Genomic DNA, 19,018 nt, shown 5'->3' on the forward strand with positions numbered 1-19,018 from the left:
TCAGTCAAAGGCGCGCGCCTCGGCTTCGCTGAGTTCGGCCGGCGTCGTGCGCAAGGCGTCGAACGCGATCCGCGTGATGTCGCCGCCGCGTTCCTCGATGCGCACCTCGCGCACGTACGCATCGCCTTCCAGATCGACCCGCACGAACACCTCGGCGAGGCCGCCAGCCTTCGGCGTGAGTCCCAGCGTCCAGCGCGCCCCGTCGACGACGGCAGGCTCGATGTCGAACCGCTCGGACAGCACCGCCAGCTCGCCGGCAAACAGCGCGAACAGCGTCGCGTTGACCGCGCCGAGCGCGGGCTGCTGCGCGACGTCGACCTCGACCCGCGCACTGCCGTCGGGCAGACGACTGCGGATGCGATCGGCCGTCACCACCATCGAGGATGCAAACGGCTGCAGCGTGTCCCAAACGATGCCGCGCTTGCGCGCCAGCACGAACCGCCCGCTCGAACGCAGCGGATTGCGGAAACCGGCCAGCCGTTTCTCCTGGCTGAACTCGCCGCGCAGCAGCGTCTGCTGCGCCAGGCGTTCGCGGATCGCATCGAGGCGGTCCTGCGCGTGCGCGCCGCATGCGAGCAACAGCGCCGCACCCGCCGCGAGCAGCCGCGCGATCATGGCGTCACCCCCAGACGCTGCCACAACACCTCGGGGCACACGTAACGCATCTCCCCGGTCGCGATCTCCACCGCCACCTGCACCGTGTACCCACGCGTCAGGCGCTCGCCGCTGGCCGCGTCGCGCACTTCGTAGTCGATCTTCAGGCGGTTCTCCCACTCCACGATGGTGGCGATCACGCGCACGCGTTGCCCGTAGCGCAGCGGGCGCACGTAGCGCAGGCGCATGTCGACCACGGGCCAGCCGAAGCCGGACGCCGCCATCTGCGGGTAGTCGTAGTCGAACCGGCGCAGCAGCGCGCAGCGCGCAAGTTCGAGGTACTGCGCGTAGCGGCCGTGCCAGACGATGTCCATCGGATCCAGATCGTGGAACGCAGGCTCGAGCTCGATCTCGCCGCGCAGTCGGTTCTCAGTCGGCATACAGGCTCCAGCGCGGGGCGCGGATGTCGTCGACGAGCATGCGCAGGTCCACGTCGAGCGCGCGGTCCTCATCGACGAACGCGATGCGTGTCTCCAGATCGCCGAGCATCGCCTCGGCCTCGCCGCCCAGGCGCGCGCCGGCATCGATCCGCCGCCGCAACGCCAGTCCCTGCCGCGCCGCGATCAGCATCGCCGCGGCCACCTGCTCGGTCAGTTCGATCACGCGCAGCGCGTCGCGCGCGGCGATGGTGCCCATGCTGACCTTGTCCTGGTTGTGGCATTCGGTGGAGCGCGAGAACACCGATGCCGGCAGCGTGCCCTTCAGTGCCTCGGCGGTCCACGCCGATACGCTGATCTGCAGCGCCTTCAGGCCGTGGTTGACCGCCGCGCGCGCACCCGCGGCGCCGGACAGGTTCGCCGGCAGGCCGTGGTTGTAGCGCGCATCGACGATGATCGCCAGTTGCCGGTCGAGCAGGTCTGCGACGTTGGCCACCAGGTTCTTGAGGCTGTCCATCGCGAATGCGATGTGGCCGCCGTAGAAGTGTCCGCCGTGCAGCACCTGCTCGCGTTCGGGATCGATCAGCGGGTTGTCGTTGGCGCTGTTGAGCTCGGTTTCGATCAGGCCGCGCAGAAACGGCAATGCGTCCTGCAGCACACCGATCACGTGCGGCGCGCAGCGCAGCGAGTAGCGATCCTGCAAGCGCTGCTCGTTGCGCGGCGGGCGATCGCTGGCAAGATCCGAGCGCAGCCGCGCGGCGACCTGCAGCTGCCCCGGATGCGGCTTGGCGGCAAATAGCACCTCGTCGAAATGGTGCGCGTTGCCGTCCGCGATCACCTGGTTGTACGCGGTCAGGCGCGTGGCAAGGCGCGCGAGATAGTCCGCACGCACCCACGCAAGGCAGGCCAGTCCGGTCATCACGGCGGTGCCGTTCATGATTGCCAGACCTTCCTTCGGGCGCAGGCGCAGCGGGACGAGTCCGAGTTCGCGCAACACCTCGGCTGCGGGTCGCCGCGCGCCGCGGAACAGCACGTCGCGCTCGCCGCACAGCACGGCGGCCACGTACGACAGCGGCGTCAGATCGCCGCTGGCACCCACCGAGCCTTCGGCCGGGATCAGCGGCAGCACGTCGTGCCGCAGCAGTGCGGCGAGGCCTTCCAGCAGCGCCATGCTGACGCCGGACATGCCGCGCACCAGCGATGCAAGCCGCGCCGCGAGCACCGCGCGCGTTTCGTCCGGATCGAGGAAACGCCCGAGCCCGCAGCCGTGGTAGGTGTACAGATGCTGCGGCAGCTCGGCCACCAGCGCCGGTGGAATGTTGACCGTGCACGAATCGCCGTAGCCGGTGGTCACGCCGTAGATCACGCCATCCTCGCGCAGCAGGCGATCGAGGAATTCGGCGCCTTTCGCGATCCTTGTGCGGAACGTCGGCGTCGGGTCGAGCGCGGCGCTGCGCGTGCCGCGCGCGAGCGCCACGACATCCTCGATGCACAGCGGCGCCGCACCGAAGACCAGCGGCGGATCAGGAATGTCGGACATCGTCGGAAGCCTGGTCCCAGAAGGGAAAGAAGTTGAACCAATCGTAGGGCGCCTCGGCAAGACGCGTCTGCAGCCAGCGGGCGAAATTCGCCGCCTGGCGCGCGAATTCGGCCTCGCGCTCGCGCCGCACGAGCGCGATGCGTTCGCAAAACGGCGCAAAACGCACGGTGTAGCCGTCGTGCGCATGCGTGCAGGACATGGTGTACACCGGGCATTCCAGCACGCTCGCGAGCACGTACGGCCCCACGGGAAACGGCGCGGAATGCCCGAGGAACTCGGCGCGTGCCACGCGTCCGCCGCGCACCGGCACGCGGTCGCCCGCGATCGCGACGAACTCGCCGGCGGCGATCTTTTCCGCGAGCATCATCGCGGTGGCAGGCGAAATCTCGGTCACCTGGATCAGGGTGATGCGCGACTCGGGATCGAGCCTGCGGATGATGCGGTTGTAGCGTTCGGCGTGCGCGGTGTGGATCAGCGCGTTGACGCGGAAATCGCGGTGGTAGCGTGCGAGCACCTGGCACAGCTCCAGGCACCCGATGTGCGCGGTCAGGATCAGCGCGCCGCGGCCGCCGACCAGCTGCGCGTGCATCGCCTCGCGCCCCTCGAAACGCACCCTGTCCATCGGGTAGCGTCCCGCCGTGGCGAGCAGCTTGTCGAGCATGGTGTCGGCGAAGCCGAAGAGGTGCCGCAGCGTGTGACGCAGGCGCGGCACGTGGCCGAGTGCGCCGGTGCTGGCCTCCACGCGTTGCAGGTACTGCAGCGATGCGCGCCGCGCCAGCCCGTGCCGCAGCCAGTAGTACAGCACCACCGGCGCCAGGCACACGCGGAACGGCCAGCGGCCGAGCACGCGATGCACCCCGTACAGGAACCAGATGCCGCTCACCGACGTCGCCTCGCCGATCTGCGACCAGTGCCGCGCCTGCGCCGTCATGCGAACCTGCGCCGCAATAGGGTCGGCAGGCGCCGCAGCATGCCGAAGAACAGGCGCGTGTGCATTGCGGTGATGCGCACGTTGTCGCGCAGCACATCGAAGTGCGACACACCGTCCGACGGGTAGGTGACCGGCGTCGGCAGGTTCACCACGGCGATCCCGCGCCAGGCGAGCCGCACCAGGATCTCGCTGTCGAAATCCATGCGCCGGCCGATGTATTCCTCGTCGATCAGGCGCAGCGTGGGTCCGAGCGGATACACGCGGAAGCCGCACATCGAATCGCGGATCGCGAAGGACAGGGTGTTGATCCACACCCAGATGTGCGTGGCATAGCGGCCGACGAGCCGTGCCTTGGGCACGCTTGCGTCGTACACCGGACAACCGCAGATCACCGCGTCCGGGTGTTGCGCGGCGCGCGCCAGGAAGGCCGGTATGTCGTCGGTGGCGTGCTGACCGTCGGCGTCGATCTGCACCGCGTGGCTGTGGCCGCGCCGGCCGGCTTCGCGCAGCCCCGCCATCACCGCAGCGCCCTTGCCCGCGTTCGGCCGCAGGCGCAGCAGCGTGACCTGCGCATCGCCGCGCGCAAGCCCGTCGAGCACGGCGGCGCACGCCGGGCCGGACCCGTCGTCGACCAGCAGGCACGGCACGCCGTGCGCACGCACGCCGCGCACCATCGCACCGACCGCGTGTTCGTGATCGAACACCGGGATCACCACCACGGGCGAGAACGCGGCGCTCACGCCGCGCCGCCGAACACGAGGCGTCCGCTCGCATGCGGCCCGGACTCCGAGCGGAACGCGAACGTGAGCGTGCCGCGCTCGGCCGACCAGTCGAGCGAGAGCCGCACGCGCTGGCTCGCGCCGACGATGCGCTGGAACTTGATCGCCTCCATGCGGACGAAGTCCGGCGGCAGCGCGAAGGCCTCCCGCGCCCAGCGCACCGCCCAGTCCACCTGCACCACGCCCGGCAACACCGGCGCCGCAGGGAAGTGCCCATCGAACACCAGCAGATCCGGCGTGGTGTTGAACTCGAGTGCGGCGTGGACCGCATCGCGCCGCAGCCAGCGCGGGGTCGGCGCGTGCGGACGGAACAGGGCCAGCAGGTCGCGGTCGGTGGTTTTTCCCTGGGCATTGACGGGCAGCGCGTCGACGAACCGCCAGCGGCGCGGCAATGCGACCGGATCGTGCCCGCGCGCGAGCACGGCGCGCAGCGCCCGGCACACCTCGGCCTTGCCGCTGCGGCCCAGCCGCGCCCTGCCCTCCGCCGCGGGCACGCAGACCGCACCGAGCACGCTGCGCGCGCCGTCGAGCAGCAGCACACGCGCCTCCTGCAACCAGCCGGTGTCGCGCAGCGCGCGCTCGAGCGCGGTCAGCGAGACGCGGCGTTCCTCGATCTTGACGATCCGGTCCGCGCGCCCGAGCAGACGGAAGCCGGTCGCGTCGGCTTGCGCACGATCTTCGGTGGCGAACCAGTCCGTGTCGTGCAGATGCGGCGATCGCACCTCCAGCCGCGCATCGCGCACGCGCCACTCGACGTGCGGCAGGGCCTGCCATGCACCGCCGTCGCCACGCCACGCCACGCCGCCGGTTTCGCTGCTGCCGTAGATCTCGATCGGTGCCTGGCCGAAGCGGGCCTGCACGTCGCGCGCCGCCTCGTCGGGCAAGGCGCCGCCGGACGAGAACACCGCGCCCACGCAGCCACGCAGGCGCGGCCAGTCCAGTCCCTCGGGCAGGCGCTTGAGGTGCGCGGGGCTGCTGACCAGCACGCCGGGCGCCCGCTGCAGCGCCGCGAACATGTCCTCGTGGAACAGCACCCGGCGCGGCACGATCTCGCGCCCGGCCGCGAGCGGCCACAGCACGCGGAACAGCAGGCCGTAGATGTGCTGGTGCGACACCGTGGCATGCACCGGTGCCGCACCCAGACGCGCGCCGAAGGTCGCTTCCAGCGATTCGACTTCGCGCGCGAGCTGCGCGAGCCGCTTGGGAATTGCGCTCGCCTCGCCGCTCGTTCCGGAGGTGAACACCACGAGCCGCGTGGCGTCCTCGTCGAGCGGATCGCCGGGCAGCGCTGCATCGAGAGCGTCCGGCGCCGGCGCGAGATCGCCCGGCGCATCGCCTGCGAACCCGGCCACCTGCGGCTGCAGCGCCGCGCGTGTCTGCGGCAGCGCATCGCCCGGCAACCACACGGTCTTGCCCGCATGCCAGGCGCCGAACAGCGCGGCGGCGAACTCCAGCACATCATCGCAATGCAGCGCCCAGTGCGTGCCGGTCTGCGCCGCGAACGCCGCATGCCAGACGCCCGCGCGCGCGCGGAACCGCGCGTGGCGCGCCTCCGGACCGGCGGACGCGCGCGCACGCAGCGCCACCTCGCGCAGCGGCAACCAGTCACTCATCCGGCAGCGCCCGCACGCGTTGCCGCACCAGCCATTCGATGCCGAACACAAGCCCGATCAACGCGTACGCCACAAGTCCGTTGTACAGCGACCAGACCGCGTCCGACGCCCACAACGCCGTGGTCAGCGCGATCGATCCGTTCAACACGAAGAATCCCGCCCACACCCACGTCACGCGGCGGGTGTAGCGCACCGCGCGCGGCGGCAGGTCCGGTTCGCGCAGGCGCGCCAGGCGCTCGATCGCGCTCGGCGGCCGCCACAGGCTCACGAGGAACACCGCGCACAGCACCGCATTGACCAGCACCGGATACAGCTTGAGCGGCAGCACCGCATTGCCCAGCGTCGCCACGAGCGCGAGCAGGCCGATGCCGGCCGCGGCCGCGAGCCAGATCGGCTGCGGCGTCGCGAGCGCGCGCGTGGCGGCGATGAGGAACAGCACCACCGCCAGCATGCGCGGTTCGAAGCGCTGCAGGCCGAGGTAGACGATCAGCGGATAGGCGAGCGTCAGTCCCGCCAGCACGAGGGCACCCGGACGCCGCCAGCGCTGTCCGGCCGCAGGATTCAAGCCGCGCTGCGCGCGAGGCCGTAGGTCGCATCGACGATGTCCTGCACCGTGCGGACCGACTTGAACGCGTCGGGCTGCAGGCTACTGCCGAGCAGCGGCTTGAGCTGCACGATGAGGTCCACCGCGTCGATGCTGTCGATGTCCAGGTCGTCGCGCAGCGAGGCTTCGGGCGTGATGCGCGCCGGATCGATCTCGAAGTGCTGGTGCAGGATCGCGACGATCCGCTCGAAGAGTTCCTGTTTGGTCATGCCCGATGGTCCCTGCTGCAGTCGTCCGGCCGCTGGCGCGTGCCCCGTCATTGTTTGCGCTGGCTTGCGACGAAGGCCGCGAGCGTCTGCACGCTGGCGAAGTGCTGCCGCGTTTCCTGCGAATCGGCCGACAGGCTCACGCCGTAGCGCTTCTGCAGCGCCAGACCCAGCTCCAGCGCATCGATCGAATCCAGGCCGAGCCCCTCCACGAACAGCGGCGCGTCGGTCTGGATGTCGTCCGGCGCGATGTCCTCCAGCGCCAGCGCGCTGACGATGAGCTGCTTGATCTCGTGTTCAAGTGCAACCACGCGGTGCCTCCCTCGAAAAATGGTCCGCCAGATGGTCGGTGAGCCGGCGCGCGGCCACCGCCTCGCCCTGGGCATCGGCGAGGAATCCGGCGATCGGTATGTCCTCGTCCACGTGCATCGAGAACAGCACCCGGCGCGGCGGGACACGATACCATTTCTCGCCTTTTCCCAAGGTCATCGGCGTGCAGGAAATGCGCACCGGGGTGATGTCGAGCGCGCCGCGCAGCGCCACGTGCGCGGCGCCACGCTGCAATTTGAGCGATTGCCCGCGGCGCGTGCGGGTGCCCTCGGGAAAGATCACGAGATTGCCGCCCCGCCGCACCGCCGCGATGCAGTCCTCGACCAGGCCGGGCCCGTTGTCGTTGAAGACGTAGCCGGCCGCGGTGACCGGCCCGCGCATGAACGGGTTGCGCAGCAACGCGGATTTGACGATGCAGTCGGCATTGGGAATCTGCGCGATTAGGAACACGACGTCGATCAGCGTGGGATGGTTGGCGAGGATGAGCAGGCCTTCGCGCTGCAAGCGCTCGCGACCGTGGATCTGGTAACGCAAAACGCCGAGCACGCGCATCAGTTCGACGAATCCGGCGAAGCTGCGCTGCACCGTGCGGCGCACGGCCGCGCGGCGGCGCGCCGGATCGCGCACCCACAGGGTGAGCACCGGAAACACCAGCAGCCGCAGCACCAGTCCTCCCAGGCCGAACACCGCAAAGCTCAGCCCGGTGCCGACCACCCGCCAGGCGCGGTCGAGCGCCTCACGCATCGCGGCGCCAGCGCCAGGTGCCGGTTGCGCCGCGGTGCTGCAGCTGCGCGTCGCCCGACAGCACGAATCGCAGCACGTCCAGACCGTGCGGAAGGCGCGGCGCGTGCGGCGGCGGCGGCGCATCCTCCATCGTCGTGTCGAGCGACAGGCGCGTCCCGCCGCTGCCGGCCGGGGCGATGCGCCAGGCCCAGGCGTAGCAGGGATCGGGCTCGTCGAGGAAATCGGCATGCACCGCCGGGATCACCGCGTCGTACACCACCAGCAGAACCTGCGGGGCACCGTCGCCCAGCAGACCCGCAGCCTCGACCGCCGCGGCTTCGGCGCTGTCGATGCCGGCCGCCAGCGCGGTGTAGTTGCCGCGTTCGGCGTACGCCAGCGAGTACAGCGCGGCGATGGCGTTGTGCACGGAGAGACCGAAGCCGGCCGGCGACAACGACGCGTCCGCCGCCAGTGTTTCGAGCAGCTGCTGCGAGCGCGCCACATCGCCGTGGCGCGACGCGAACACCACCGGCACGCCCGTCGCATCGGCGTCGCGACACCACGCGAGGGCTTGGATCGCGACCCGGCCGAGGCGATCGATGCGTCGACGCATCATCGGCGGCAACTCGGCCAGCGCCGGCGTCTCGTCGCCGGCGGGCAGGAACGCAGACACCGCCCAGGCGCGCCACGCATCGCGTGTCGCAAGCCCCGGCGCGCAGGCCGCCCAGTCGATCAGATCGAATTGGATCATGCCCCGGCCGTCCTCCACAGTCGGTGTCAGCAGCATCGGCTCCGGACCCCGGACAAACAAAACCCGGCCGGAGCCGGGTTTGTCTTGATGGCGTCCCCACGGGGATTCGAACCCCGGTCGCTACCGTGAAAGGGTAATGTCCTAGGCCTCTAGACGATGGGGACAGAACTTCGGGTGGAGCATGTTGTGTGCAGCTTCTTCTTCGTGCTTGTGATGCTGCGGTGACGCGGTACTCATTGCCGGGACTGGTGGAGCTAATCGGGATCGAACCGATGACCTCCACAATGCCATTGTGGCGCTCTCCCAGCTGAGCTATAGCCCCAGGCGCCGGCAAGACGAAAATCATAACGAGCGCTGCGGAGGTCGTCAAGCGCATCGTGCGCAATCATTCGTCCGCTCCCCGCACCGATTCCGCCCGCCCGACGCCCCGCCGCACATCATGCGGGCATCGGCACCGATGTGGCCGGCAGTGCCGCCGGCTGCAGCGTGAAGGCCGAATGGCCCTGATCGGCGAGGAACTGCAGCCACTTGCTGAGGAATGAGTTCATCCGCAGACGATGGCCGAGCAGCGTGGCCGCGGACGGATGCATGCCGAGCACGTCCTGCCAGCGCCGGCCGACATAGCAGTGCGTCACCTCCACCAGCCGCGCATCGCGGTAGTGGCGCACGAACGCCGAGGGATCGGGCTCGCCGGTCAGCGGATCGCGCAGCGCATACGTCAGGCGCAGCTCGGTCGTGTACGGGTGGCGTTCGAGCACGTCGATGCTCAGGTCCAGTCCGTCGTCCACGCTCGAGCGGTAGCGCGCTGCGGTGAGCCCGGCGGGCGCGAACATGCGTTCGAGCCGATCGAAGTTTTCCGCGTACAGGCCCATCAGGAAACCGAAGCGGCTGGGGCGGAACACACGGGCGGTGGCGGGCAGCGCAAGCGTCATGATTCGATCTTAGCATCCTGTTTCGGACGCGCCGGACCGGCGCGCAGGTTGGCATTCTTCGGCCCGGACGCATGCGGCGGCACACCGCGCGGGATCAGAACATGTGCTTCTCGATCCCGAGCGCGGACAGCACCTTGCTCGCGATTTCCTCGATCGATGTATTGGTCGTACTGAGCGACTGCAGGTGCTCCTGGCGGAACAGCGTTTCCGCCGCCGCGACTTCGCGCCGGCACACCTCCAGCGTTGCATAGCGGCTGCCCGGGCGACGTGCCTGCCGCACCTGCTGCAGGCGCACCGGATCGATGGTGAGACCGAAGAGCTTCTTGCGGTAGGGCTTGAGGCGACGCGGCAGTTCGGCACTGTCGAGTTCTTCCTCGGTGAGCGGATAGTTGGCGGCGCTCACGCCGAAGTTCAAGGCCATGTACAGGCAGGTCGGCGTCTTGCCCGAACGCGACACGCCCACGAGGATCACGTCGGCGCCGTCGTAATTCACGTCCACGCCGTCGTCGTGCGTGAGCGCGTAGTTGGTTGCGTTGATGCGCGCCTCGTACTGCGCAAAATCCACCAGCCCGTGCGCGATGCCCACCTTCGGCTGCCGCTGCGTGCCCAGTTCGTCCTCCAGCGGCCCGATGAAGGCGGCGAACACGTCGAGCATCAGGGCACCGCTCTGCGCGAGCAGCGCGGTGAGCTCGCCATCGACGACGGTGTTGATGACGATCGGCCGCAGCCCGGTGCCCTGTGCCACGTCGCGCATGCGCTGCGCGGCGGCCACGGCCTTGTCCGGACTGTCGACGAACGGGATGCGGTGCGAATCGAAGACAAGATCGGGGAACTGGGTGAGCACGCTGTGGCCGATGGTTTCGGCGGTGATGCCCGTGCCGTCGGAGATGTAGAAGACCTGGCGACGCGGAGTCATGCGGTTCCCGGTGTGTGTCGGCGACAGCGTCGATTCTGCCGCGTTTCGGGGCGCGGCACAGCGCCGGATGCGATGCACGGGCCCGCGCGCGGCGCGCAACCTTGTCTCGCACCCCCACCCCCGCCACAATATTGCGCTGCGTCAATCCTGCCGCACGCCTTGCCCACCCGATCGGAGTCGCCGAGTGACCTCACACGTGCTGTGGCTGCATGAACTTCGCCTCACGGACCTGAACCAGGTCGGCGGCAAGAATTCCTCGCTCGGCGAGATGATCGGCAACCTGGCCAGGCTCGGCGTGTCGGTGCCCGGCGGTTACGCCACCACGGCCGACGCCTTCCGCGAATTCATCGCGCACAACAATCTCTCGCAGCGCATCTTCGACCGGCTCGCGACGCTCGACGTCGAAGACGTCGATGCACTCGTAGCCGCCGGCGGCGAAATCCGCGGCTGGGTCATCGAGGCGCCGCTGCAGCCGGCATTGGACCAGGCCATCCGCGACGGCTACACAAAACTCTGCAGCGACAACGGCGGTGGCGACGTGGCCGTGGCCGTGCGTTCGTCGGCGACGGCCGAGGATCTGCCCGATGCGAGCTTCGCCGGCCAGCAGGAAACCTTCCTCAACGTCACCGGCGCCGACGACGTGGTGCGCAAGGTGAAGGAAGTCTTCGCATCGCTCTACAACGACCGCGCCATTGCGTATCGGGTGCACCACGGCTTCAGGCACGAGGACGTGTTCCTCTCGGCCGGCGTGCAGCTGATGGTGCGTTCGGACATCGGCGCCTCGGGCGTGCTGTTCACGCTCGACACCGAGTCGGGCTTCCGCGACGTGGTCTTCGTCACCTCGAGCTACGGCCTCGGCGAAAACGTCGTGCAGGGCGCGGTGAATCCGGACGAGTTCTACGTCTACAAACCCACGCTGAAGGCGGGAAAGCCCGCGATCCTGCGTCGCCAGCTCGGCTCCAAGCAGATCCGCATGGTGTACTCCGACGCGCCCGGCGAACGCGTGCGCAACGAGGACACGCCGCTCGCGCTGCAGCGCAGCTTTTCGATCACCGATGCCGACGTCGAGGAACTGTCGCGCCAGGCGCTGGTCATCGAGGCCCACTACGGTCGCCCCATGGACATCGAATGGGCGAAGGACGGCCACAGCGGCAAGCTCTTCATCGTGCAGGCACGCCCGGAAACGGTAAAGTCGCGCACCCGTGCGCAGCAGATCGAACGCTACAACCTGGCCACACGCGGAACGGTGCTGAGCGAAGGGCGCGCCATCGGACAGAAGATCGGCGCGGGCGTTGCGCGCGTGGTGCGCTCGCTGAAGGAAATGGCGAAATTCCAGCCCGGCGACGTGCTGATCGCGGACATGACCGATCCCGACTGGGAGCCGATCATGAAACGCGCCGCCGCCATCGTCACCAACCGCGGCGGCCGTACCTGCCATGCCGCGATCATCGCGCGCGAACTCGGCGTGCCGGCGGTCGTCGGCACCGGCGACGCGATGAGCACGATCGAGGATGGCAGCGAGGTGACCGTGTCGTGCGCCGAGGGCGACACCGGCTTCATCTACGCCGGCAAGCTCGACTTCGAGGTCGTCACCACCGACCTGCAGAACATGCCGCCGGCGCCGCTCAAGATCATGATGAACGTCGGCAACCCCGAGCGCGCCTTCGATTTCGCGCAGCTGCCGCACCAGGGCATCGGCCTTGCGCGCCTGGAATTCGTCATCGCGCGCCAGATCGGCGTGCATCCGCGCGCGCTGCTCGACTACGCCAGGCAGCCGGCCGACGTGAAGGAGCAGATCGACACGCTGATGGCCGGCTATGCCGATCCGGTGAGCTACTACGTCGACCGCCTCGCCGAAGGCATCGCCACGCTCACGGCGGCGTTCGCGCCGCATGCGGTGATCGTGCGCCTGTCGGATTTCAAGTCGAACGAATACGCGAATCTTGTCGGCGGCAAGCAATACGAGCCGCACGAGGAGAATCCGATGATCGGATTCCGCGGCGCCTCGCGGTATGTGCACCCCGAGTTCCGCGACTGCTTCGCACTCGAATGCCGCGCGGTGAAGAAGGTGCGCGACACGATGGGGCTGACCAACTGCTGGGTCATGATTCCGTTCGTGCGCACGCTGGACGAAGGCCGCGCCGTGATCGAGACGCTGGCCGCGAACGGCCTCAAGCAGGGCGAAAACGGCCTCAAGCTCATCATGATGTGCGAGGTGCCGTCGAACGCGCTGCTGGCGGACGAGTTCCTCGATCTGTTCGACGGCTTCTCGATCGGCTCCAACGACCTGACCCAGCTCACGCTGGGTCTGGACCGCGATTCGGGCATCGTCGCGCACCTGTTCGACGAGCGCGATGCGGCAGTGAAGAAGCTGCTGTCGATGGCGATCGCCACGGCGAAGGCGAAGGGCAAGTACATCGGCATCTGCGGCCAGGGCCCGAGCGACCACCCGGATCTTGCCGAGTGGCTCATGCAGCAGGGAATCGAATCGGTGTCGCTCAATCCCGACACGGTGATCGATACCTGGCTGCGACTTGCGAAACTGAAGGCGGGCTAGCGTTGCGCCGGGCACCGCCCCGGCATCGTTTTCCGTGCCGCCTCCGGTTCCGCGTCCGACCGACACGGAGGTAACACCGATGGACAACTGGATCAACGCCGCGCGCGGCATCGACTGGACCACGCTCGGCATGCTCTGGGGCACGCGCCTGCTCGGCGCGGCGATCGTGCTGCTTGTGGGCCTGCGCATCGCGCGCTGGATCGCCACGCTGGCCGAGCGCGGGCTGACCCGCGCGCAGGTCGAAACCACGGCCGTGCAGTTCCTGCGCAAGACCGCCTACATCCTGCTGCTGGTAGTGATGCTGCTGGCGGTGCTGCAGGTGCTCGGCGTGCCGATGACCTCGATGATCGCGGTGCTCGGCGCGGCCGGCCTCGCCATCGGCCTTGCGCTCAAGGATTCGCTGTCCAACATCGCCTCGGGCGTGATGCTGGTGACGCTCAAGCCGTTCCGCGTCGGCAACGTGGTGACGATTGCCGGGGAAACCGGCGCGGTGGAGTCGGTGAGCATCTTCCAGACCGTGTTGCGCGGCCCGGACAACCAGACCATCGTGCTGCCCAACAGCCTCATCACCAGCGATTCGATCATCAATCGCACGCCCGACACCCAGCGGCGGGTGGAACTGGTGATCGGCATTGGGTATGGCGACGACATCGACGCCGCACGCGCGACGGCGCTGTCGATCATGCAGGCCGACGAGCGCATCCTGCCCGAGCCTGCGCCGGACGTGCTGGTCTACGCGCTCGGCGAGAGCAGCGTCGACCTGGGCATCCGCTGCCGCGTGCTCAACGGCGACTGGTTCGCGGTGAAATGCGATCTGCTGGAGAAGATCAAGAAGGCGTTCGACCGCGAGAAGATCTCGATTCCGTTCCCGCAGCGCGACCTGCACGTCTACCACCACGGCGGCGACGCGGATCAGCGCGCCACCGCCGAGCGCGGGCTGCCCGCGGACTGAGGCGGCGGCGCGTCAGGCGGCGGGATGGCCGCCCAGGCGCCCCATGAACTGGCGGTAGTGGCGCAACTCCGCCACGGAATCGCGGATGTCGCTCAGCGCGGTATGGGCCGAGGACTTGGTCAGCGCCTTCGCCACGTCCGGAGCCCAGCGCCGCGCGAGTTCCTTGACCGTGGAGACATCGAGATTGCGGTAATGGAAGTAACGCTCCAGCCGCGGCATGCAGCGGTGCAGGAAGCGGCGATCCTGGCAGATCGAATTGCCGCAGATCGGCGACTTTCCGGCCGGCACCCACGCGGCGAGGAAGTCGAGCGTGGCCTGCTCGGCGGTGGCCATGTCGACGGTGGACCCGAGCACGCGTTGCCACAGGCCGGACTTGGTGTGCGTGGTGCGGTTCCACTCGTCCATCACCTGCAGGCGTTCGAGCGGATGGCGGATCGCCAGCTCCGGGCCTTCGGCGAGCAGATTGAGATCCTTGTCGGTCACCAGGGTCGCGATCTCGATGATCGAATCGGTGTCGGGATCGAGCCCGGTCATTTCCAGATCGATCCAGATCAGGTGGTCGTCGTGTGCGGTTGAATTCATGCGAGACGTGCCTGCGGGGACTTGGCATCATACTGCAACCCTCCGCGAGCCTTCCGCCGTGCCGCCGCTGCCCGACTCCGCCCACATTGCCGTCGTCTCGGCGATGATCGCGCCCGCGTTTTTCCTCACCGCCACCGCGTCGCTGCTGGCCTCGTCGAACGGCCGGCTGGCGCGCGTGGTCGACCGCATGCGCGAGGACCTGGCCCGCATGAAGGCGATGGACGCCGGCTCCGAACGGATCAGGCTCGAAGCGCAGGTGGCCGTGCACCGGCGCCGTTCCAGCCTGGTGCTGACGTCGTTGCGCCTGCTGTACGCCTCGATGAGTGCCTTCGTCGGCACCAGCCTTGCGATCGCCGTCAACGGACTCACCGGCTATCGCCTCGACCTGCTCCCGACGGTGCTCGCCGTGCTCGGCGTGCTGCTGATGTTCGCGGCCTCGGTCTGCATGGGACGCGAGGTACGGCTGGCGGTGAAGATGCTCGATCGGGAACTCGACGAACAGCTCGATCGCGACCGCGGCGGCCGCACAGGTTAGGCCTTCATGCGGCGCTCGAGTTCGGCGGCCGGCATCGGACGACCGAGCCAATAGCCCTGCGCCTGGTCGCAGCCGCGTTCGCGCAGGACCGCGTACTGGCCTTCGCTCTCCACGCCCTCGGCCACCACGGTGATCGAGAGCGAGTGCGCCATCGCGATGATGGCGGTGGTGAGGGCGAGGTCGTCCGGGTCGCGCAGCACGTCGGCGACGAAGCTGCGGTCGATCTTCACGCCGTCCACCGGCACGCGGCGCAGATGCGAAAGACCGGAGAAGCCGGTGCCGAAATCGTCGAGCCAGATCTTCACGCCCATCGCACGCAGTCGGCCAAGCAGCAGGCTGGCCTGCACCTCGTCGCCAAGCACGGCGGTTTCGGTCAGTTCCAGATGCAGGCGGTTCGGCGGCAGGCCGCTTTCGCGCAGCGCGGCGGTGACGATTTCCGGCAAGTCGCCCAGACGCAGCTGGCGCGCCGAGACGTTGACCGACACGAACGGCGCCTCGCCCTCGCCGGAGCGCTCCCAGCGCGCCGCACGCGCGCACGCGCGCTGCAGCACGAGGCGGCCGAGACCGTCGATCTGGCCGGTCTGTTCGGCCACGTCGATGAACACGGCCGGCGGTATCGAGCCCTTGTCCGGATGTTCCCAGCGCAGCAGGGCTTCGGCGCCGACCAGCAGTCCGCTCGACAGTTCGAAGATCGGCTGGTACACCACCGACAGTTCGTCGTTTTCCATCGCGCGGCGCAGGTCTTCCTCCAGCTGCATGCGGCGCTCGACGGCCTGGTCCATCGCCTTGCTGTAGAAGCGGTAGCAGTTCTTGCCCGCGATCTTGGCCTGGTACATGGCGATGTCGCCGTTCTTGAGCAACATCGATGCGGTGCTGGCGTCGTCCGGATACAGCGTGATGCCGACAGACGCGCCGAGGAACACCTGCCGGCCGCGCAGCGAGATCGGGCGCTGCAGCTCGGCGAGCACCGCGTCGGCGACCTGCGCGGCCACGTCACGCGGATTGTCGCCACCGATCAGGGCGACGAATTCGTCGCCGCCGAAACGCGCCACTTCCGGTTCGGTGTCGGTGGCCATCTGCACGCACTGGCTGATGCGCGCGGCGAACTGCACCAGGGCCTCGTCGCCGGCTTCATGCCCCAGCGTGTCGTTGATGCGCTTGAAATCGTCGAGGTCCACGAACAGCAGCGCCAGCCGGCCACCCGAGTTCTGCGCCATCTGCGTGCGCTCGTTGAGCACCTCGCGGAACGCGAGCCGGTTCGGCAGGCCGGTGAGACCGTCGCCGTAGGCGATGCGGCGGATGTGGCGGTCGTGCTGGCCCACGCTCTCGCCCATGCGCGCGAAGGCACGCTCGAGCTCGCCCAGCTCGTCGGCGCGGCGCGTGGCGAACGGCGACAGCGCATAGTCGCCACGCTCCAGCTGCTGCGCGGCGTGCGCGAGGCGTCGGATCGGCCGCACCAGGCCACGCGACACCAGCCACGCCATGATCATGCCGAGCAGCATCAGCGTGCCGAACAGCACCGCCAGCACGCCGAGACTGCGGTCGCTCGCCTGGCGCGCACGCTCCATCAGCACCGACTGCGCTTCCTGCTCCAGCTTGAGCGGACCGGCGAGCGACAGACCGACGCGCACGCCGCCGAGCTTTTCGTCGCCGAGGAAGATCGGGCTGGACACATCCACGCGCGTGTCGGACGCCTGCGTGTGCAGCGCGCTGGCGGCAATCGCCTCCCACGCGAACGCGTCCTGCATCGGTTGCCCGAACGACGGAATGTCACCCGAGCCGTCGTGGATAATGCCGCCGTGGGGGTCGAACACCAGCACGTATTCGACGTCCGGCTGCTGCATCGCCGAGCGCGCGATGTTGCCGACGGTCTGCAGGTCGAAGTAGTAGAGCGGATTCACCATTGCGTCGGAGAGCATGCGCGCCATGGCTTCGCCGCGCTTGCGTACGCCCTGCAGCGAGGCGTCGTTCATCGCCTCGCGGCTGAGCGTGGCGACCTCGTCGAAGCTCGCCGCATGCAGACGCCAGGCCAGCGCGCCGATGCCCAGCGTGAGCAGCATCGCGATGCCGATGATGAGAACAAACCGCGCCTGCAATCCAAATCGCAGCTTCATTCGAGCTCCCGGCGCACGTCCACCATGCCGGCCTGCAGGCGCCGCAGCGCGGCTTCGGCGTCCTCGTCGAGCGGCACGAACCGGCTGGTGCCGAAGAAGCGGCGCAGCGGTTCGCGCGCGGCCGGGTCGTCGGCGGCCTGCAGCAAAATGTCCCGCAACCGCGCCTGCACGGCCGGGGCCATGTCCGGGCGCACCACCTCCACCGCGCGCGGATAGGGGGCGGTTTCGTGGATCACGGTGAGATCCTGGCGGAAGCTTTCCGGCAATCGGCTCAGGTCGTTCCAGTCGAGGTTGGAAAAGGCACCCGCATCGACCAGACGCTTGTGCACCCACGTCGAAATGTTCGATTCCGAGCGCGCGAACAGGTAGCCGACGCGGCCCGGGTCGGGCTTGTCCATCGGCGAGAGCAGCAGGTCGAGTTCGAGGCCCGCGCCGATCAGCTCGGCCGCCGGCGAAACATAGGAGCTGGTGGAGTACGGATTCTGGAACGCGATCGCATGGCCGGCGAGATCGCGCAACCCGGTGATGCCGCTGTCGCGCCGCGCGAAGAAGACGGTGTGATACAGCAGGCCGCCACCGCGTTCGGTGGCGAGCATGATCTGCGCGCCCGCGCGATTGCGGTAGTCGACCGCCATGGCCGGGGTTTCGGTGATCCAGTCCACCCGCCGGCGGCGCAGGTAGCTGATCATCTGCTGCGCGTCGCGCGCCATGAGAATCCGGCCCTCGCGGATGCCCACGCCGCGCATGCGCGGCACCACGTAGTCGAGCAGGGGTCGCAAGGCTTCGTAGTGCTGCTTCGGATCGTCGCTGATGCGTCCGAGCACGAGCACGCTCTGGGGCTCGCCCGGCGGCGGCGGCGGCTGCAGCGACGACTGCGCCGCAGCGGGCGCGGCGATGGCGCACGCCCACAGCACGACCATCGCGAGGCGGAACAGCGTTGGCGTCATTGCCCCTGGTTCAACGAGGACGCTGGACCCGACCAGCATGCGATGCGAGGTTAACGTATCCGTGCGACGCCCGATAGCGGGCCGGCCGCCTGCCCGGCCACCCGGCGTCAATCGGCCGGATCGGCGGGACCGGGGTTGGGCGTGGCCACCGCACCGGCCGCGCGCGCGAGCCGCGCCATGCGCTGCGCGTCGCTGAGGATGCCGCGCAGCACGCGGACCTCGCGCTGGTCGGGCTCGGCGCGCAGCAGCAGGCGGCGCAGGCGCTGCATCACGGTGTCCGGCGCCCTGCCCTTGTGGAAGTCGATGTCGTGCAGGGTCTGGTCGAAATGGCCGAACAGGCCCTCCATCTGCGCATGCGTGGCCGGCGGCTCGTCGCGTTCGGGCGCCGTCGCCGGCCCCGCCTGCACCGGCGCGCCGAGCTGCCGCAGGCGCAGCTCGTAGCTGAGCACCTGCACCGAGGCGGCCAGGTTGAGCGAACTGAATTCCGGATCGGACGGAATGAACACCGAGCCGTTGCAGTGCATGAGCTCGTCGTTGGTGAGGCCGGTGCGCTCGCGCCCGAAGAGCAGCGCCGCTGGGCCGTGGGTGGCGTGGGTCCACAGTGCCGAAGCCGCCTCGCGCGGGCTGTGCTCGGTCAGCGGCACGTGGCGGCGACGTGCGCTGCAGCCGAGCACGAAGCGGCAGTCGCCGATGGCCTCGTCCAGGCGTGCGCAGACGCGGGCGGCGGCGAGCACGTCGTCGGCCCCGGCGGCCATCGCGCTCGCCTCGGCGTGCGGAAACGCGTGCGGGTTGACCAGCACCAGCTGCCGCAGGCCCATCGTGCGCATGGCCCGCGCAGCGGCCCCGATGTTGCCCGGATGCGAAGGCTCCACCAGCACCAGGCGCAGGTCGGGCGTCGCGGTTGAATGCATCATCTGTGAATCGCCTCCGACGCAGGCCGCCGCCGATCGCGCCGGCCATGCGCTGCAGTTTGCT

General features: G+C 69.1%; 20 protein-coding genes and 2 tRNA genes. 3 read left to right on the forward strand and 19 right to left on the reverse strand.

What is annotated here, in order from left to right; all coding sequences use genetic code 11:
- From HNQ52_RS01445 to ppsR, 15 genes are all read right to left on the reverse strand, one after another.
- Positions 1 to 615, reverse strand: a complete 615-nt coding sequence (locus HNQ52_RS01445) for an outer membrane lipoprotein carrier protein LolA (RefSeq protein WP_183959067.1) — start codon at positions 613 to 615, stop codon at positions 1 to 3.
- Positions 612 to 1,034 carry an acyl-CoA thioesterase gene (locus HNQ52_RS01450; RefSeq protein ID WP_183959069.1) on the reverse strand — a complete coding sequence of 141 codons (423 nt, stop codon included), beginning with the start codon at positions 1,032 to 1,034 and terminating at the stop codon, positions 612 to 614. The genes HNQ52_RS01445 and HNQ52_RS01450 overlap by 4 nt, the downstream gene beginning before the upstream one ends.
- A complete protein-coding gene (locus HNQ52_RS01455; protein WP_183959071.1) occupies positions 1,024 to 2,571 on the reverse strand; it encodes an HAL/PAL/TAL family ammonia-lyase in 1,548 nt (515 codons plus the stop codon). The genes HNQ52_RS01450 and HNQ52_RS01455 overlap by 11 nt, the downstream gene beginning before the upstream one ends.
- The gene (locus HNQ52_RS01460; protein WP_183959073.1) at positions 2,555 to 3,502 is read right to left on the reverse strand and encodes a lysophospholipid acyltransferase family protein; all 948 of its coding nucleotides are present in this window, start codon (positions 3,500 to 3,502) and stop codon (positions 2,555 to 2,557) included. The genes HNQ52_RS01455 and HNQ52_RS01460 overlap by 17 nt, the downstream gene beginning before the upstream one ends.
- Complete coding sequence (locus HNQ52_RS01465; protein WP_343059149.1) at positions 3,499 to 4,242, reverse strand: glycosyltransferase family 2 protein; 744 nt, start codon at positions 4,240 to 4,242, stop codon at positions 3,499 to 3,501. The genes HNQ52_RS01460 and HNQ52_RS01465 overlap by 4 nt, the downstream gene beginning before the upstream one ends.
- A complete protein-coding gene (locus HNQ52_RS01470; RefSeq protein ID WP_183959075.1) occupies positions 4,239 to 5,894 on the reverse strand; it encodes an ApeI family dehydratase in 1,656 nt (551 codons plus the stop codon). The genes HNQ52_RS01465 and HNQ52_RS01470 overlap by 4 nt, the downstream gene beginning before the upstream one ends.
- Positions 5,887 to 6,459: a COG4648 family protein gene (locus HNQ52_RS01475; RefSeq protein ID WP_183959077.1), complete on the reverse strand. Its 573-nt coding sequence runs from the start codon at positions 6,457 to 6,459 to the stop codon at positions 5,887 to 5,889. Before HNQ52_RS01475 ends, HNQ52_RS01470 begins: the two co-directional genes overlap by 8 nt.
- Entirely contained in the window at positions 6,456 to 6,707 is a 252-nt protein-coding gene (locus HNQ52_RS01480) for an acyl carrier protein (RefSeq protein WP_183959079.1), read from the reverse strand. The genes HNQ52_RS01475 and HNQ52_RS01480 overlap by 4 nt, the downstream gene beginning before the upstream one ends.
- 47 nt (positions 6,708 to 6,754) lie before the next feature.
- Entirely contained in the window at positions 6,755 to 7,015 is a 261-nt protein-coding gene (locus tag HNQ52_RS16995; protein ID WP_183959081.1) for a phosphopantetheine-binding protein, read from the reverse strand.
- Positions 7,002 to 7,778, reverse strand: a complete 777-nt coding sequence (locus HNQ52_RS01490) for a lysophospholipid acyltransferase family protein (RefSeq protein WP_183959083.1) — start codon at positions 7,776 to 7,778, stop codon at positions 7,002 to 7,004. Before HNQ52_RS01490 ends, HNQ52_RS16995 begins: the two co-directional genes overlap by 14 nt.
- A complete protein-coding gene (locus HNQ52_RS01495) occupies positions 7,771 to 8,508 on the reverse strand; it encodes a beta-ketoacyl synthase chain length factor (RefSeq protein ID WP_183959085.1) in 738 nt (245 codons plus the stop codon). Before HNQ52_RS01495 ends, HNQ52_RS01490 begins: the two co-directional genes overlap by 8 nt.
- Positions 8,509 to 8,596: 88 nt before the next feature.
- Positions 8,597 to 8,672: transfer RNA gene (locus tag HNQ52_RS01500), tRNA-Glu, on the reverse strand.
- An 82-nt stretch (positions 8,673 to 8,754) separates the two neighbouring features.
- A tRNA-Ala gene (locus HNQ52_RS01505) sits at positions 8,755 to 8,830 on the reverse strand.
- Between the two features lie 115 nt (positions 8,831 to 8,945).
- On the reverse strand, positions 8,946 to 9,440 hold the full coding sequence (locus HNQ52_RS01510; RefSeq protein ID WP_183959087.1) for a DUF1249 domain-containing protein: 495 nt from the start codon (positions 9,438 to 9,440) through the stop codon (positions 8,946 to 8,948).
- Between the two features lie 94 nt (positions 9,441 to 9,534).
- Positions 9,535 to 10,356 (reverse strand): posphoenolpyruvate synthetase regulatory kinase/phosphorylase PpsR, encoded by an 822-nt coding sequence (gene ppsR / locus HNQ52_RS01515; RefSeq protein ID WP_183959089.1) that lies wholly within the window; start codon positions 10,354 to 10,356, stop codon positions 9,535 to 9,537.
- Between the two features lie 184 nt (positions 10,357 to 10,540).
- On the opposite strand from ppsR, the gene ppsA reads away from it, so the two are divergent.
- Positions 10,541 to 12,913, forward strand: a complete 2,373-nt coding sequence (ppsA, locus tag HNQ52_RS01520) for a phosphoenolpyruvate synthase (protein WP_183959091.1) — start codon at positions 10,541 to 10,543, stop codon at positions 12,911 to 12,913.
- 79 nt (positions 12,914 to 12,992) lie between these two features.
- On the forward strand, positions 12,993 to 13,865 hold the full coding sequence (locus HNQ52_RS01525; RefSeq protein WP_183959093.1) for a mechanosensitive ion channel family protein: 873 nt from the start codon (positions 12,993 to 12,995) through the stop codon (positions 13,863 to 13,865).
- Positions 13,866 to 13,877: 12 nt separating this feature from the next.
- Here the strand turns inward: HNQ52_RS01525 and orn are convergent, their stop codons facing one another.
- Positions 13,878 to 14,447, reverse strand: a complete 570-nt coding sequence (orn, locus tag HNQ52_RS01530; RefSeq protein ID WP_183959095.1) for an oligoribonuclease — start codon at positions 14,445 to 14,447, stop codon at positions 13,878 to 13,880.
- A gap of 58 nt (positions 14,448 to 14,505) precedes the next feature.
- On the opposite strand from orn, the gene HNQ52_RS01535 reads away from it, so the two are divergent.
- Complete coding sequence (locus tag HNQ52_RS01535) at positions 14,506 to 14,982, forward strand: DUF2721 domain-containing protein (protein ID WP_343059153.1); 477 nt, start codon at positions 14,506 to 14,508, stop codon at positions 14,980 to 14,982.
- On the opposite strand, the gene HNQ52_RS01540 is transcribed toward HNQ52_RS01535, so the two are convergent.
- The 3 genes from HNQ52_RS01540 to HNQ52_RS01550 form a co-directional block, all read right to left on the reverse strand.
- Positions 14,979 to 17,096, reverse strand: coding sequence for a putative bifunctional diguanylate cyclase/phosphodiesterase (locus tag HNQ52_RS01540; protein ID WP_183959099.1), 2,118 nt, complete (start codon positions 17,094 to 17,096; stop codon positions 14,979 to 14,981). The genes HNQ52_RS01535 and HNQ52_RS01540 overlap by 4 nt on opposite strands.
- Positions 17,093 to 18,043: a phosphate/phosphite/phosphonate ABC transporter substrate-binding protein gene (locus HNQ52_RS01545; RefSeq protein WP_183959101.1), complete on the reverse strand. Its 951-nt coding sequence runs from the start codon at positions 18,041 to 18,043 to the stop codon at positions 17,093 to 17,095. The genes HNQ52_RS01540 and HNQ52_RS01545 overlap by 4 nt, the downstream gene beginning before the upstream one ends.
- A gap of 107 nt (positions 18,044 to 18,150) precedes the next feature.
- Positions 18,151 to 18,957: an RNA methyltransferase gene (locus tag HNQ52_RS01550; RefSeq protein ID WP_425486441.1), complete on the reverse strand. Its 807-nt coding sequence runs from the start codon at positions 18,955 to 18,957 to the stop codon at positions 18,151 to 18,153.
- Between the last annotated feature and the right edge of the window lie 61 nt (positions 18,958 to 19,018).

It is taken from the genome of Chiayiivirga flava, from assembly GCF_014202825.1.
Lineage (GTDB): Bacteria > Pseudomonadota > Gammaproteobacteria > Xanthomonadales > Xanthomonadaceae > Chiayiivirga > Chiayiivirga flava.

What these genes read in the sequence shown, in the direction of transcription:
- HNQ52_RS01455 (WP_183959071.1), bottom strand. Translation starts at nt 2,571, where the DNA reads ATGTCCGACATTCCTGATCCGCCGCTGGTCTTCGGTGCGGCGCCGCTG.
- HNQ52_RS01460 (WP_183959073.1), bottom strand. Translation starts at nt 3,502, where the DNA reads ATGACGGCGCAGGCGCGGCACTGGTCGCAGATCGGCGAGGCGACGTCG.
- ppsR (WP_183959089.1), bottom strand. Translation starts at nt 10,356, where the DNA reads ATGACTCCGCGTCGCCAGGTCTTCTACATCTCCGACGGCACGGGCATC.
- HNQ52_RS01510 (WP_183959087.1), bottom strand. Translation starts at nt 9,440, where the DNA reads ATGACGCTTGCGCTGCCCGCCACCGCCCGTGTGTTCCGCCCCAGCCGC.
- HNQ52_RS01470 (WP_183959075.1), bottom strand. Translation starts at nt 5,894, where the DNA reads ATGAGTGACTGGTTGCCGCTGCGCGAGGTGGCGCTGCGTGCGCGCGCG.
- HNQ52_RS01450 (WP_183959069.1), bottom strand. Translation starts at nt 1,034, where the DNA reads ATGCCGACTGAGAACCGACTGCGCGGCGAGATCGAGCTCGAGCCTGCG.
- HNQ52_RS01545 (WP_183959101.1), bottom strand. Translation starts at nt 18,043, where the DNA reads ATGACGCCAACGCTGTTCCGCCTCGCGATGGTCGTGCTGTGGGCGTGC.
- HNQ52_RS01480 (WP_183959079.1), bottom strand. Translation starts at nt 6,707, where the DNA reads ATGACCAAACAGGAACTCTTCGAGCGGATCGTCGCGATCCTGCACCAG.
- HNQ52_RS01495 (WP_183959085.1), bottom strand. Translation starts at nt 8,508, where the DNA reads ATGATCCAATTCGATCTGATCGACTGGGCGGCCTGCGCGCCGGGGCTT.
- HNQ52_RS01445 (WP_183959067.1), bottom strand. Translation starts at nt 615, where the DNA reads ATGATCGCGCGGCTGCTCGCGGCGGGTGCGGCGCTGTTGCTCGCATGC.
- HNQ52_RS01525 (WP_183959093.1), top strand. Translation starts at nt 12,993, where the DNA reads ATGGACAACTGGATCAACGCCGCGCGCGGCATCGACTGGACCACGCTC.
- HNQ52_RS01550 (WP_425486441.1), bottom strand. Translation starts at nt 18,957, where the DNA reads ATGATGCATTCAACCGCGACGCCCGACCTGCGCCTGGTGCTGGTGGAG.
- orn (WP_183959095.1), bottom strand. Translation starts at nt 14,447, where the DNA reads ATGAATTCAACCGCACACGACGACCACCTGATCTGGATCGATCTGGAA.
- HNQ52_RS01540 (WP_183959099.1), bottom strand. Translation starts at nt 17,096, where the DNA reads ATGAAGCTGCGATTTGGATTGCAGGCGCGGTTTGTTCTCATCATCGGC.
- HNQ52_RS01490 (WP_183959083.1), bottom strand. Translation starts at nt 7,778, where the DNA reads ATGCGTGAGGCGCTCGACCGCGCCTGGCGGGTGGTCGGCACCGGGCTG.